The 13,626-nt window shown below is 57.1% G+C and carries 11 protein-coding genes; 7 read left to right on the top strand and 4 right to left on the bottom strand.

The window, feature by feature from the left end; all coding sequences use genetic code 11:
* Positions 1-416 precede the first annotated feature (416 nt).
* Positions 417-1,592, top strand: coding sequence for a thiolase family protein (locus EAV90_RS02345; protein WP_129142483.1), 1,176 nt, complete (start codon positions 417-419; stop codon positions 1,590-1,592).
* Between the two features lie 166 nt (positions 1,593-1,758).
* Here EAV90_RS02345 and EAV90_RS02340 read toward each other — a convergent pair whose 3' ends face one another.
* The 4 genes from EAV90_RS02340 to EAV90_RS02325 form a co-directional block, all read right to left on the bottom strand.
* Entirely contained in the window at positions 1,759-2,838 is a 1,080-nt protein-coding gene (locus EAV90_RS02340) for a phosphotransferase family protein (protein WP_129142482.1), read from the bottom strand.
* 121 nt (positions 2,839-2,959) lie between these two features.
* The gene (locus tag EAV90_RS02335) at positions 2,960-4,510 is read right to left on the bottom strand and encodes an acyl-CoA synthetase (protein WP_245509437.1); all 1,551 of its coding nucleotides are present in this window, start codon (positions 4,508-4,510) and stop codon (positions 2,960-2,962) included.
* A gap of 74 nt (positions 4,511-4,584) precedes the next feature.
* Entirely contained in the window at positions 4,585-5,673 is a 1,089-nt protein-coding gene (locus tag EAV90_RS02330) for a Zn-dependent alcohol dehydrogenase (RefSeq protein WP_129142480.1), read from the bottom strand.
* Positions 5,674-5,761: 88 nt separating this feature from the next.
* Entirely contained in the window at positions 5,762-6,607 is an 846-nt protein-coding gene (locus EAV90_RS02325; protein ID WP_129142479.1) for an MBL fold metallo-hydrolase, read from the bottom strand.
* Positions 6,608-7,021: 414 nt separating this feature from the next.
* On the opposite strand from EAV90_RS02325, the gene EAV90_RS02320 reads away from it, so the two are divergent.
* The 6 genes from EAV90_RS02320 (at position 7,022) to EAV90_RS02295 (ending at position 13,623) form a co-directional block, all read left to right on the top strand.
* On the top strand, positions 7,022-8,275 hold the full coding sequence (locus EAV90_RS02320; RefSeq protein WP_129142478.1) for a cytochrome P450: 1,254 nt from the start codon (positions 7,022-7,024) through the stop codon (positions 8,273-8,275).
* 353 nt (positions 8,276-8,628) lie between these two features.
* Positions 8,629-9,264: a TetR/AcrR family transcriptional regulator gene (locus EAV90_RS02315; RefSeq protein ID WP_129142477.1), complete on the top strand. Its 636-nt coding sequence runs from the start codon at positions 8,629-8,631 to the stop codon at positions 9,262-9,264.
* 11 nt (positions 9,265-9,275) lie between these two features.
* Positions 9,276-9,914 (top strand): TetR/AcrR family transcriptional regulator, encoded by a 639-nt coding sequence (locus tag EAV90_RS02310; RefSeq protein ID WP_208738458.1) that lies wholly within the window; start codon positions 9,276-9,278, stop codon positions 9,912-9,914.
* Between the two features lie 297 nt (positions 9,915-10,211).
* Complete coding sequence (locus EAV90_RS02305) at positions 10,212-10,406, top strand: hypothetical protein (protein WP_129142475.1); 195 nt, start codon at positions 10,212-10,214, stop codon at positions 10,404-10,406.
* A 112-nt stretch (positions 10,407-10,518) separates the two neighbouring features.
* Positions 10,519-11,532, top strand: coding sequence for an NAD(P)H-dependent flavin oxidoreductase (locus EAV90_RS02300; RefSeq protein ID WP_129142474.1), 1,014 nt, complete (start codon positions 10,519-10,521; stop codon positions 11,530-11,532).
* Positions 11,533-12,060: 528 nt separating this feature from the next.
* Positions 12,061-13,623 carry an AMP-binding protein gene (locus EAV90_RS02295; RefSeq protein WP_129142473.1) on the top strand — a complete coding sequence of 521 codons (1,563 nt, stop codon included), beginning with the start codon at positions 12,061-12,063 and terminating at the stop codon, positions 13,621-13,623.
* Positions 13,624-13,626: the final 3 nt, after the last annotated feature.

The following is a 13,626-nucleotide window of genomic DNA, read 5'->3' as shown; positions in this document are numbered from 1 at the left end:
CGGCGCGAGCTCTCGACGTGATCGATCCTCCAGGACCACAACATCCAACGATCTTGGTGTCCTTTCGACGACACGATGCGACCACTCTGATGCTCAAGAGGGCTGAAGCACTGAGGGCCGCCATGCCGATGGAGCCAATGCGCCCCTGGCCCGGGTAGGAAGGAGGCGACATTTTCCTTTTTTTTTGTGCGTACTTGCTATTTGCATAGCAAGTGGTAGTAAATGATCTGAACTGCGGCCAGAAGGGTAAAATGTGGGCTCGTATATTCTCGGAGTGCCGAGAAATCGGCCATCTTCGTCCCCGCCGCTGCAGACTCTTGGATCCTAATTTTCGACGGGCTGGGTACGTCCATCGTACTTGACCGTCAGTAAGTGAATTCCGTTCGTTCTCGAAAACCCGGAAGTGGAGCAGCGACTTGACCCGCAACGCCGTAATCGTAGATGCCGTGCGGACCCCTATGGGCAAAGGAAAGCAGGGCGGTGCCCTATCAGAGGTCCATCCCGTCGACCTCTTCGCCGCCGTATTGAAAGGGCTGGTCGCTCGGAATCGGCTCGAACCCGGGCGGATAGACGATGTGATCGTAGGCTGCGTGACTCAATCCGGTGAGCAAGCCAATGTCGGACGTATGGCGGTCCTTTCGGCAGGATTTCCAGTGCATGTACCGGCAACCAACATCGATCGGAAGTGTGGCTCCAGTCAGCAGGCAATCCACTTCGCGGCTCAAGGCGTCGTTGCCGGTGCCTATGACATCGTGATCGCCGGTGGCGTCGAATCCATGAGCAGGGTGCCGATGGGCTCGAACAGGATGCGTATGGACGATCTTGGGCCCGCGGTGCGCGCGAGGTTCGCGCCGGGCTTGGTTTCGCAAGGCATTGCTGCGGAAATGGTTGCCCAACGATGGAACATTTCGCGGGACGAGCTCGATTCCTATGCGGTTCGTTCTCACAAGCAAGCAGCGCTTGCTCAAGAGGGCGCATTCGCAGCTGAGATCATACCGGTCGACGCGGGCGATGCCAAGGTCGATAAGGATGAAACGATTCGCGCGGCGACCACAGTTGAATCGCTTTCGCTGCTCAAGCCAGCTTTCCGCAACGACGAATTGGCCCAGCGGTATCCCAACCTGGCGTGGGCAGTGACTGCCGGCAACTCGTCGCAGATCACCGACGGCGCATCTGCTTTGCTCATCATGGAGGAGAAGACGGCTGATCGTCTGGGCCTCCGGCCTCGCGCCCGCTTCGTTGCTTTCGATGTAATCGCCGACGACCCGCTGTTGATGCTGACGGCTCCAATACCCGCGACGCAGAGAGCTTTGGCCAAGGCATCGCTCACCGTCGATGACATCAACCACTTCGAAATAAATGAGGCATTCGCGAGTGTGCCCCTGGCCTGGAATCGCGAATTGAAGGCCGACCCTGCCCGACTCAACCCTTGTGGAGGAGCTATAGCTCTTGGACATCCGCTTGGCGGATCGGGCGCACGTCTGATGACCACAATGCTCAATGCGCTCGAGCGGACCAAAGGGCGCTATGGTCTGCAGAGCATGTGCGAGGCCGGGGGGATGGCGAACGCTACCATCATTGAGAGACTTTAATGCCCTCGATGTTAGTGGCCCGATAGTACTGCCGCTTGGGAGGCAAATGGCCGCTCTTTCGTTCGTTCTGTTGGATGTGCTTGTGACTTGCTGTGCTCTGCCCCCGGCACTATGAGACACCGCTAACTCAGATACAAGGCATGTGTCATGTGTGATTCGAGAGGGGTCACAGTTTGCAGGCATCGTGCTCTAGGAGATGTTCGGCGGCTGCGCCAAGCATCTGGAGAAACATTCGATCTCCCCGAGATGTTCGGCCTACGGTCATTGCGGCGGCTGCGGCGGTCATGAACAGCAGATAGCCACCGCGCCCGTATTGCCGGCGAAGGAGATCCATATCGTAGTCGTGAACGCCTTCTTCAATCAGTGTGCGATGGTACAGCGAAAGGAGATCCTGCTCCGCACGGCGTCGCGTGCTCGAAGGAAGCGCGCCCGCCAGAAAGTAGGCGACGTCTGTCGCGCCTAGACCATAAGCATAGGATTGCCAATCGAGCACTGTCACGGGTTTGCCGCCTCTTTCGCTCGCGAACATCATGTTGTCGGGGCGGAAGTCACAATGAGCTAGGCACCGTGGACCGTCATGAAGGCGTACCAGATGATAAAAGTTGGGCGCGATTTGATCGCCAACCACGATCCAGTCCGGCCGCAACCAGGATCGGTAACGGCTCTTGAATCCCTCCCAGAGAGAAACGATCCTCTGCTCGGACGTTCCGTCAGACGGAGATGCTTTGGAATTGGATACCCAAGACAAGTCATCGAGACTGTCATCGCCCCAATGGGAAGCGTGCAGCTTCGCTGCCTGGACGAGGACGCTTCGCGCTTGGTCGAGCGACACTCCAGTGAGTTGATCGCCTTGTTCCGCGGGCGCCAGGTCCTCCATCAGGAGAACGAAGTCGTGTGTCGTCTCGTCGACATCGGCAAGCCAGCAACGAGGCGTTTGGATTCTCGCTGAGCTTGCCAGATGCTGGTAAAAGCGGACCTCGCGCAAATAGTTAGCGCGCCTCATGGCGTGAGCGCGACTTTCGGGATTTGATGATGGGAATTTACCGACGAGGGAAGAGGGCGCGATCTCCGGTGCCTTCGCATACTCAATTCGAAATCGTACGCTGTCGCCGATTTGTCCGGTTCCGACTGGCTGGGCCGTCACCCGGTTTACGGTCGCGTCAATTCCTGCGTGCCGCAATACCGCAGTCATCCAAGCCGCATCAATCCGATCGTAGGGTCGAATGTCGGCGCAGCTACTCATCATGGTTGCTCCAAGCTCGCCTAAGATGTCATTTTGACCAGCGAGACGGTAAGCGAACTGGCGACAGTTGAGACGTTCTGATCAGTACCGCCTTCACTGGTGCTCCTGTCCAATACGCTAAGCACTAAATTTTGCGGCCTGCGGCGGCCCAATAAGGATCGCGCAGCCGCCGCTTGAAGATCTTGCCGGAATCCTCACGCGGCAAGCCCGTCCGGATCTCGATGTGTTTTGGGACCTTATAACCGGCAAGAGAGACTCTCAGGTGGTCCCGGATTGCAGTCGGCTCAAGGGTTGCGCCTGCAACAGGCTCGACAACCGCCATGAGAGACTCACCAAATTCCGCGTCCGGAATTCCAAACACAGCACAGTCGTGCACCCCTTTCATGGAGTGCAGTACCGCTTCGATTTCGGCTGGATAGATGTTGACGCCTCCGGAAATGACCATGTCGCGCTTGCGATCGCAAAGGAAGACGTAGCCATCCTCATCGATGTAGCCAACGTCGCCCGACGTGACAAATCCGTCCCGATCGATCTCTTCACGTTTGCCAGGTAAATTGTGGTACGAGAAATCTGCCGTTCCGGCGATGCGCGAGTAGATTTCTCCGACCTGGCCCGGAGGCAACGCGCGGCCGTCATCGCCGATGAATCGAAGCTCGGCCCAGGGCGTCACCTTGCCGACCGTGCCTGGCTTTTTCAGGGCGTCTTCCGAAGTTGCGAGAGTCACAGGTCCGGATTCCGTCGAGCCGTAGAACTCATAAATAATAGGGCCCCACCACTCGATCATCGCCCGCTTGACTTCCGGCGGACATGGCGCGGCAGCATGAACGACGCGCTTCAGAGACGACGTGTCGTACTTCTTTTGAACGTCTTTAGGTAGCTTCAGAAGCCGGATGAACATTGTCGGGACCATGAAGGTCATTTCGATGCGCTCGCGCTCCACCAGTGCCAGGAACTCTTCGGGTTCGAAGCGTGGCATTATGACGAGAGCACCGCCAAGCCTGCCAGCGCGGAGAGCGAACCCGTTGGGTGCGGAGTGGTACAGTGGACCTGGCATGAGCGCGCGCGCACCGTCAATCAGCCCGGACACGGTCGAACGTAGACGTTCAGAGTGAGCTTGCTGTTCAGACGTCGGCGCCTCGCGCCGAACTCCTTTCGGATGACCAGTCGTGCCCGACGTGTAGATCATACTCTGCGGCTGAGGCAGAGCTGGTCCTTGGTACGGTGTTTGCTGCACGAGCCATTCCTCGTAGTCACGTGCAAAAGCGGGCCTGACGAGATGGTTCGGGTCGATCGTGAAGGAGTTCGTGACAGAGGCGGGCGGTGCTAAGCTGAGAACTGTAATTCCGGGGGGAATCCAGTCGGCCAGGCCATGCAGCAGGTCCGTATGAGCGATCAGCACTGATGATTCGGAGTCTCGCAAGATGTAGCGGATTTCTTCAGGCTGGAAATGCCAATTGAGCGGAACGGCATAGGCTCCGAGTCTCATAGTAGCGTAGGAGCTTTCGATGAATGCGATATCGTTCCGCATCAGGATGGATACGCTGCCCCCTTGCTTCACCCCCAAACGGCTCAATCCGCCGGCGGCTCGCGCAACGCGCAATGCGATTTCTTCGTGGGTGCGGCGATCGCCGCCACAAACGACGCCACGGTAGAGCTCTAGAGGTGCTTTGGTCATTGTCTTGTTCGCCATTGGATTGTGAAGAGAGGACGTGCGAAACAGGGGCGTGTCACCTGTGTAGCGTAGACAGCCTAGTTGAACTCGATCAGGCTTCGCAGAACCGTTCCTGACTTCATCTTTGCAAACCCCACGTTGACATCTTGAAGTGTGATCCGTGCGGTGACCCAATGTTCGAGCTTGAGCTGACCCGAAAGGTAGAAATCGACCAAGCGAGGCATATCGACCCGGATGTGACTGGAGCCCATGTAAGATCCCTGGATTCTCCGCTCCCTTATGAAGTCGATGCCATGCAGCTCGATTTTGGTACCAAGGGGCATTATGCCGAGTATGGTCGCGGAGCCTCCTTGAGCAAGCATTGCAAATGCTTGCTCCGCCGTGGATTTGGATCCGAGCACTTCAAAGGAGTGGGGGACGCCCGCCCCATCGGTGAGTTCCTTGACTTGTGCGACAGGATCCACTTCGCTGGCATTGACTAGATCTGTTGCCCCGAGCGTCGCAGCAATCCGCAGTTTGGCCGGGTTGGTATCGATAGCAATAATGCGCCCCGCGCCACTAATCTTTGCTGCGTTGATCGCAGCCATCCCCACACCGCCGCAGCCTATAATCGCGACTGTTTCTCCAGGGCGGACGTTGGCGGTGTTTACGACAGCACCGTAGCCGGTGATAATCGCGCAGCCGATGAGTGCCGCCAGATCGAGCGGCATCTCCTCCCGGATCTTCACCAGCGCGTTTTCGTGAACCAGCATTTGCTCCGCAAATGCTGAGACGTTGACAAATTGGCTTAGCTTTTCTCGACGCTCCCAATGGAATCGATCCGCTACGCCTGGCGGCAGTCTTATCTCCGTCGAAGAGCATAGAACGGGTCGTCCGGTCGTGCACATCGCACAACAGCCACAAAATACCGTTAGACAGGTAATGACGTGGTCGCCCGGCTTGACGTAGGTGACTTCGGAGCCGACTTGTTCGACCACGCCCGAGGCTTCGTGTCCGGGAATGGTCGGCAGCGGCCATGGGAAGGCGCCTTCCATCATGAGCAGATCGGAATGGCACAGACCGGCGGCTCTCGTGCGAACGAGAACCTCCCTGGGACCCGGCTTCTTGACGCATACATCCTCGATTGCGAGCGGCTTGCCCGACTCGTAAAATACCGCTGCCTTCATCCGCAATTTTCTCCTGGCCCTGTTAGCCAACCAGAACTGCCTTGCCGAGCGTAACGTCATTCCGCGTTGCAAGCGGGACCCGGTCTCGCTAAGCGAGTTCGTAGCGGAATGCATCCTCGCTGCGCTTGATGTATCCGCCATCGAAATGACCACCGATCACCAGCACAGGCCGATCCGCAAAACGTGAGAATAGGTCCCATCGTGTTCGAGCCGATTGTTCCCCATCGAAATCGACATGGGAGGACCATCCCACGTAGTGCATTTGAACGGGACTATGTGCCACATCGCCCAAGAGCAGGCATTCCTCGCCAGCGGACTTGATATGGATGCTCATATGTCCTGGGCTGTGCCCGGGGCTTGGGATCATCGTGATCTCGTCAGTTAGCTTGTAATCGGAAGGAATGAGGTCAACGAGGCCCGCCTCCGCAATCGGTGCGATAGAGTCATCAAAAACCGCAACATCCATCGGCCTTTGCCGCGAGGATTTCCAGTAGTCGAACTCGTGCTTACCAAATACGTAGCGTGCCTTGCTGAAGGTCGGCGCCCATTTCCCATCGACCAGTCGTGTATTCCAGCCGACGTGGTCGACGTGAAGGTGTGTGCAAACCACGGTATCGATGCTCTCGGGAGGAAAGCCCGCCTTGGTCATGTCGTCCAAGAACGATGTCTGGAGACCATTCCAATCATCGATGGGTCGCCCTTGCTTGTCGTTTCCAAGCCCGGTGTCCACGACAATCCGTCGATTTCCAGTTTCCAGGACAAGTGAGTGAATCGAACTCTTCAGCATTCCGTCTGGCTGCGCGAAATCAGGGACCATCCAGGTTAGCTTCCGGACTTCCTCATCCGTCGCTTGAGGGAGCACCATTTTGATGGCGCCGGTGCCCTGAACCTCCACGATCTTCGTTATTTTGATGTTCCCGATCTTCCAGCTCATGATGCTTCCTTTCGGTTTCGATTTCACGGGACGAGCCATTGGCTCTGGTGCCCCTCCAAGACGTTTCCAAAGGTGGTGGGCGTGTTGCGATGTTCTAGCGAGTGCTCTGATCATTTGGGGCCCGCGACGCCGTCGGCTCTCCGGCCCTCTGCAGTGCGCGCGCGAGAAAGATCGAGGACAATGACGGCTTGTATTGCGGGCAGAATCCGCTGTTTGGCGGCTCCATTGAAGGCATCCTCCGTTTCACGAGCGCCTTAGTCGGCGCCAGCATCTCAGTTCTTATCACTTGCTTTTCGTATAGCAAGTATTTTACGGTCGGCCAAGGCCAAAACGCTGCGAATGGCAAACAGGCGGGACAACAGGATGTGAGCGGAGCGGCCGCCTAGTCTTGGTCATGCCTTGGAGGTGAGCGAAATGGCGGCGATAGCGCGGAACGTGCTCCGATGGTCGGATGCTGCGTCAATCCCTTTGAACCAAATCGACGTCAGTAGCCCGGCGCTCTACCATGACGATGCTTGGCGGCCTTTCTTTGCCCGGCTGCGGGCCCAAGATCCGGTCCACTATTGCTCTGATAGCCCCTATGGCGCTTATTGGTCCCTCACCAAGTTCGACGACATATCGCACGCCGAACTCGATCATGGGACATTCTCTTCGAGCGCCGCCTTGGGAGGCATTCAGATCGAAGATTTCCTCGGTGGGAGGAATGTCGTCAATTTCATCCGGATGGATCCGCCAGAGCATACAGCTCAGCGCAAACTGATCAGCCCCATTGTTGCCCCAGCCAATCTGATCAATTTGGAGCCCTTGATCCGCTCTCGGACCGAGAATGTGCTCGATGGTCTGCCTCGCAACGAGCCGTTCGATTGGGCTGATCGTATTTCAACCGAATTGACCTCAATGATGCTTGCGACGCTGTTTGATGTTCCGCTCGAGGACCGCCGCAAGCTGACCTATTGGTCGGATGTCCGTCTTTCTGTGGTCGGTGCGCCGGATTCGCTGATCAACTCTGAGGAAGAGCGCATGGCTGAGATGGCTGAGATGGCAGCCTATTTCAGGGCGATTTGGGACAGGCGCATCCACGAGCCCCCCAAGTTTGACCTGATTTCGATGCTGGCTCACGGAGAGGCCACCAGGAACATGGATTTGGGGACTTTCGTTGGCAATCTCGTTCTGCTGATCATTGCTGGCAACGATACTACTCGGAATTCGATGTCGGCGAGTTTGCTCGCCTTGGCCGAGAATCCCGACGAGGCCACGAAGCTGCGGAGCAATCCTCAACTGGTGCAAAATTTTGTATCCGAGGTAATTCGCTATCATACGCCCGTTTTGCACATGCGCCGGACAGTTCGTGCCGACATCGAACTTCGCGGACGCATGATTCCGGCAGGTTCGAAAGTCGTGCTTTGGTATATCTCCGGAAATCGCGATGAAGAAAAGATCCCTGATGCGGACAAATTCATCATCGACCGCGCGAAGGTGCGCCAGCATCTTTCGTTCGGAGCTGGCATCCATCGCTGTGTCGGCGATCGGCTGGCCGAGTTGCAAATAAGGATTCTATGGGAGGAGATATTGAAGCGGGACCTGAAGTTCGAAGTCCTTGGTGAGCCGGATCGGCTTTACTCGAATTTCATTCGGGGTATCCGAAGGATGCCTGTCCGCATCCATTGATCGGTTCAGAGAGCCGCGGCGGCTCCCGGCGGCGAATCGCTTCATGAGGCGTCCGGGAAGGTAAATTGACTGCATCTTCTTCCGCACGGGCCTGCCACTGCCGAAGTGGCCACTCGCCGTGCCGGCGTTTAGTCAGGCATGGAGGTATCAAGGCATGACCACTTCCCTGATCTTCGGGCTGGCGTTCCTGGCACTGGCGGCGGGGATTCTATTCCTTCCTGACGAAGGCCCAGGCGAAAAGTAAAAACGGCTGGCTTTACGCCTCTGAGTTGGTGAAAGCTGCCGCCCCGGGCTTGCGCGCTGAGCACCTTATCCGTACTTATTGTAGCTTCAGCAAGCTTCGAGGAAGAGGCATGGCCTCCGTAAACGACATTCAGCGGCCCCCCCGTAGAACACAAGCACATCGTCGTGAAACTGCGGAGGCAGCTTTGCTGGATGCCGCATTGTCGTTGATTTCCGTTCGGGGGGTCAAAGGGACTACTTTGGGCGAGGTGGGGGAGGCAGCAGGATACAGCAAGGGGATTGCGGCGCACTATTTCAAGACCAAGGATCGGATGCTGCAAGCCGCTGCTGAATACGTCAATGAGGTGTATGCGCAGCTTTTGGTCGAGACATCCGCCAAGCCGGGCCTCGAGACCTTGATGAGATTTGTCGAGATGTCGTGCGCGCCGCTCCGGCTTGAACTTTCGCGGGCGATTTATCTGATGCAGAAGGAGGCCTTCTTCAACACGTCTGGGCTGGCCGATGTCTTCAGGAAGTACAACAAACGAGCTGTGAAACGGCTTGAGAGCGAGATACGTGCCGGAATTGCGAATGGAGAGATCAGAAAAGACGCTGATCCGAAGGCCGAAGCAATTGTATTACTGGCGCTCACTCGTGGGCTCCGTACCCAGTGGATATTGGCGCCCGACAAGTTGAACTTGCTGAAAATGAAAACTGAAATGGCCGATTTTGTACGTACCAACCTCTCTCCCAAAAGGGGACATTAATGGGTAGGCCAGTGACCGCCAGGAAGTCAAAAGGGACTAAGGCGTCGGAGGAACTGGGATCGCATGCGGAACGTCGCGAAGAAGCAGAGCGACGTCTGCTCACGGCGGCTGCAGAAATCATTGCTGAGCGCGGTGTTGAGGGGCTTACATTAGCTGACGTCGGCGTCGCAGCCGGATACAGCCGAGGACTGCCGGCGCACTACTATGGCAACAAGAACGGGCTGCTCGAAGCAGTAGCCAGCTACATAGCCGACGGTTTCGCAAACCGCTTGGACCAAGGTTCCCGTTTCAAGCCGGGGCTGCCGACCCTTTTGGGGGCTGCGGAAAACTACCTGACAGGTACTCCGCGAACGCGCAAAAACACGGTTACTCTCCAGTCTCTCATCGCCGAATCCCTCACTGAACCGGCCTTGCGCTCCTCGGTCTCTCACGTCAACGATCGGTCCTTGGAGCGGCTGGCTGCAATGATCCGGACGGGGATCGCGGCGGGTGAAATTCGCGCAGGGGTCGATCCCGAACGAGAAGCCATAATCATTTTAGGCGCCCTTCGCGCATTGGTGGCCATGTGGCTGATCGATCCTAGGGACGTCAACCTTGAGACCGTTCGGAAGGTGTTTGCAAGCTGTTTGAAGCGGGTCATGATTCCCTGACTTGCCGCCCTTCCGATCTGCCGACTGAAGTCTTGGCGGCGATATTTGCGTTTCTTTTGTCGACGCAGGCTTCGGCACAAAGACTGAAGGCGCCGGGCTTGAAGCGAAGGACGAAGGCGTAGAAAGCCTGGAAAACGAGGCTAAGCTGCTCTGGCGCACACTCGTATTGGCGCCATTTGCTACGCGTAAGAGAACCGCTGGTTTCAGAGCACTTTGAACTACCGATCCGGCCTCCCCATTCTTAAACCCAACCGCCTCGCCCTGTTCTGATCACCACACAGAAGTGCAGAGGTCCATGTGCCGACCATTTTCGGCCGAGCGGTCGCGCGCGAGCGTGGGAAAGTATGCGAAAAGGTCGATATACCTTATGGGTTTGCCAGCCTCAAGGGCGACCGCGAGGGCGGCTGCCAGATGGGCGCCATTCGGCCAGTCGGCAATGCCACCATCGAAAAGATCAAAGCGGAACCATCCGCCGAGCCGCAGTCGCTGTAAACCCATGCCGGGAAATCTTACCGCACTCCGAGACGATTTTTGCTTTTCGCTTGCTTAGTCGCTAACAAGTGGATATGCTCTTTGGAAACACGCCTACTTTTGCAGAGGAACGATGAAAACCAGAATCACGGAACTGCTGGGCATCGAACATCCCATCGTGCAGGGAGGGATGCATTACGTAGGATTTGCCGAACTCGCTGCAGCAGTCTCGAATGCGGGTGGCCTAGGGATCATCACCGGTCTTACCCAAAAGACGCCAGACCTGCTGGCAAAAGAAATCGCTCGATGCCGGGGAATGACGGACAAGCCGTTCGGCGTCAACATGTCGTTCCTGCCATCATTCAATCCTCCGCCTTACATGGAATACATCAGTGCGATCATCGACGGCGGCGTCAAGATCGTCGAGACGGCTGGGAGCAATCCGGAACGTTATATCCCCGCACTGAAATCGGCGAACACCGTCGTAATTCACAAGTGCACTTCCGTACGACACTCTTTGAAAGCCGAAAAGCTCGGCTGTGACGCTGTTAGCGTCGATGGTTTCGAATGCGGAGGACACCCTGGCGAGGACGACATACCAAATATGATTCTGCTGCCAAGGGCCGCGGATGAATTGAAGATCCCATTTATTGCATCCGGCGGAATGGCGGACGCCCGCAGCCTCGTAGCAGCGCTCGCGCTGGGTGCTGACGGGATAAACATGGGTACGCGGTTTATGGCCACGAAAGAAGCGCCAATCCACGACAATGTGAAACAGGCGCTGCTCGCTGCCAGCGAGCTCGACACGCGACTCGTCATGCGGCCGTTGAGGAATTCCGTACGGGTGTTGAAGAACAAGGCCGCCGACATAGTTCTTGAGATTGAGAGAGAGAAGCAGGGCGCTGTCACGATTGAAGAGCTTCACGAGCATGTCGGAGGAGTTTATCCTAAGGTGATGCTCGAGGGGTTGGTGGACCGAGGGGTATGGAGCTGCGGCATGGTTGCAGGCTTGATCCACGACATCCCTAGCGTCAAAGAGCTGGTCGATCGGATCATGACCGATGCGGAGCGCTTGGTGCGTCAGCGTCTCGAGGGTTTCTTCGGCGGCAAGTCGACCAAATTGGCTGCCAACTTGGAACCTGCCTGAGCTGGGCCTGAGGACGTCGCCACCAAGCTATTACGCCAGCGCCGACAACTCCCGAGGCGGTGGCAACCTTAGCGGCCTCGTTTGATCTACGGTCAACGAAGCCGCTTTTTTTCTCTGCGCGTCGGCTGATCTTAAGGCGCTCGCAGCCATTCGGATCCAACCGTCGCGTTTGTCTATTTCGATCGAGCGCCGCCGAACTGTGCAAGCGGAATTGGATGAGCGTGCGATGCTGGCAGCCAATCGACACCGATAGATGAGAAGCTGGCGGATTGCGTCTTTGCCGAACGTGCCACGTCGGCCAGTTCGTTCTCCATCTCGCTCAGCGGCAAGTCAAATAATGATGTATCGGGGACGTGAATGAACCGACTAGTCGCGGCGGAGAGAAGGAGCAATTGCTGCAGGGAGCCCAGAGCAAGCAATCCATTGACGATCAGTCAGATTGTGCTGGCTTCGAAGGGCGACTGCTGTTCGACAAATTGAACGTTCTTTGCCTGATAGCTCTTTTAATGAAGTGCTGGAGGATCAAGCGTGTCCGCAACCATTCGTCTTTTTGCCAGTCTATGTGACCAGACGCTCACAGCGCTGGGCCGCTACCCATCTCGCACTGCATTTGTTTGGTCTGGCGGTGCATTGACTTACCGTGGAACGTACGAACTGATCGGGCGCATGCAGCACCTGTTCTTTCGCCTCGGCTTGAAACCGGGAACGCGAGTAGCACTGCTCTCTGCAAACAGGGCGGATGCATGGTGTGCGGCGGTAGCGGCTCAATGCGCGCGACTCTCGACGCTTTGGCTTCATCCCATGGCTTCGCTGCAGGACCACCTTTTTCAGGTCGAAGATGCAGAGGCCGAAATTCTTATTGTCGATGCGGCGACCTTTCGTGAACGGGGAGGCCAGCTCGCCGCGGCGTCATCGTGCACCAAGGCGGTTCTGACGCTCGGACCGGCGGATTACGGGCGCAACCTGCTCGATCTGGCAGAAGACGCTGGTCAGAGTTCCCCTCGCGCACTAGCCGAGCCGGGGGACATAGCGACCATCAATTACACGGGAGGAACCACCGGCAAAGCAAAAGGAGCCGTGCGCAAGCATGCCAATATGGGGGGATACGCCTCGTCCATACTGGCCAACTTCGAGATTCCAGAGCGGCCTCGATATCTCGCTGTGGGTCCCATCAGTCATGTAACCGGCAGCAATATCCTGCCAACGTTGATTCGGGGTGGAACCGTGTACCTGCAGAGCAGGTTCGAGCCTCCGATGGTCCTCGACGCTATCGCTCGGGAACACATAAACTTCGCTCTTCTGGTTCCTACGATGATCTACCGTCTGCTTGACGAGCCCGCGCTTGAGCGAGCCGCACTCAAGTCGCTCGAGCTCGTCTTGTACGGCGCTTCTGCAATGTCCCCCGCGCGCTTGACGGAATGTCTGGAGCGCGTCGGTCCAGTCTTTTCGCAGCTTTATGGGCAGACCGAGTGTTATCCGATCTCGGTATTGCGACGAGGTGATCATGATCCTCTAAAGCCCGAACTGCTGTCCTCGTGCGGCTTCCCCGCCACCGGTTGCCAAGTCCGAATCCTTGACGAGGTGGGTCACGAAGTCGATACCGGCCAAGAGGGCGAGATCTGCGTTCGCTCTCCCGGTGTGTTGCTCGAATATTGGAAGCAGCCTGACCTCACTGCGGAGGCGTTAAAAGGAGGATGGCTTCATACGGGAGATGTCGGCCGAATCGACGATCGGGGCTACATGTTTATCCTCGACCGCAAGAAGGATATGATCGTCAGCGGAGGCTTCAATATCTTTTCACGCGAGGTTGAGGACGCGCTCGGCGAGCACCCTGACGTCGCGCGAGTGGCGGTATTCGGAATCCCTGATGAGCGCTGGGGCGAGTCAGTCACGGCTGCCGTCGTGCTGCGTGACGGTGCGGATGTGCAGGCCGAAGATCTGATCGCGCGGGTTAAAGCTCGTAAGGGTTCGGCGCATGCGCCCAAGCAACTCTACTTCGTGCAGGAACTGCCATTGACGGCCGTGGGAAAGGTGGACAAGAAACAATTGCGTGCAAAGTTCTGGAGCGGACGCGACCGTATGGTCGGGTAAGAC

Source organism: Bradyrhizobium vignae (assembly GCF_004114425.1).
Lineage (GTDB): Bacteria > Pseudomonadota > Alphaproteobacteria > Rhizobiales > Xanthobacteraceae > Bradyrhizobium > Bradyrhizobium vignae.
This window is presented reverse-complemented; position numbering and strand designations above follow the sequence as displayed.

Coding starts and splice junctions, on each gene's coding strand:
- EAV90_RS02340 (WP_129142482.1), bottom strand. CDS start 2,838: ATGATGAGTAGCTGCGCCGACATTCGACCCTACGATCGGATTGATGCG.
- EAV90_RS02320 (WP_129142478.1), top strand. CDS start 7,022: ATGGCGGCGATAGCGCGGAACGTGCTCCGATGGTCGGATGCTGCGTCA.
- EAV90_RS02330 (WP_129142480.1), bottom strand. CDS start 5,673: ATGAAGGCAGCGGTATTTTACGAGTCGGGCAAGCCGCTCGCAATCGAG.
- EAV90_RS02325 (WP_129142479.1), bottom strand. CDS start 6,607: ATGAGCTGGAAGATCGGGAACATCAAAATAACGAAGATCGTGGAGGTT.
- EAV90_RS02335 (WP_245509437.1), bottom strand. CDS start 4,510: ATGACCAAAGCACCTCTAGAGCTCTACCGTGGCGTCGTTTGTGGCGGC.
- EAV90_RS02315 (WP_129142477.1), top strand. CDS start 8,629: ATGGCCTCCGTAAACGACATTCAGCGGCCCCCCCGTAGAACACAAGCA.
- EAV90_RS02300 (WP_129142474.1), top strand. CDS start 10,519: ATGAAAACCAGAATCACGGAACTGCTGGGCATCGAACATCCCATCGTG.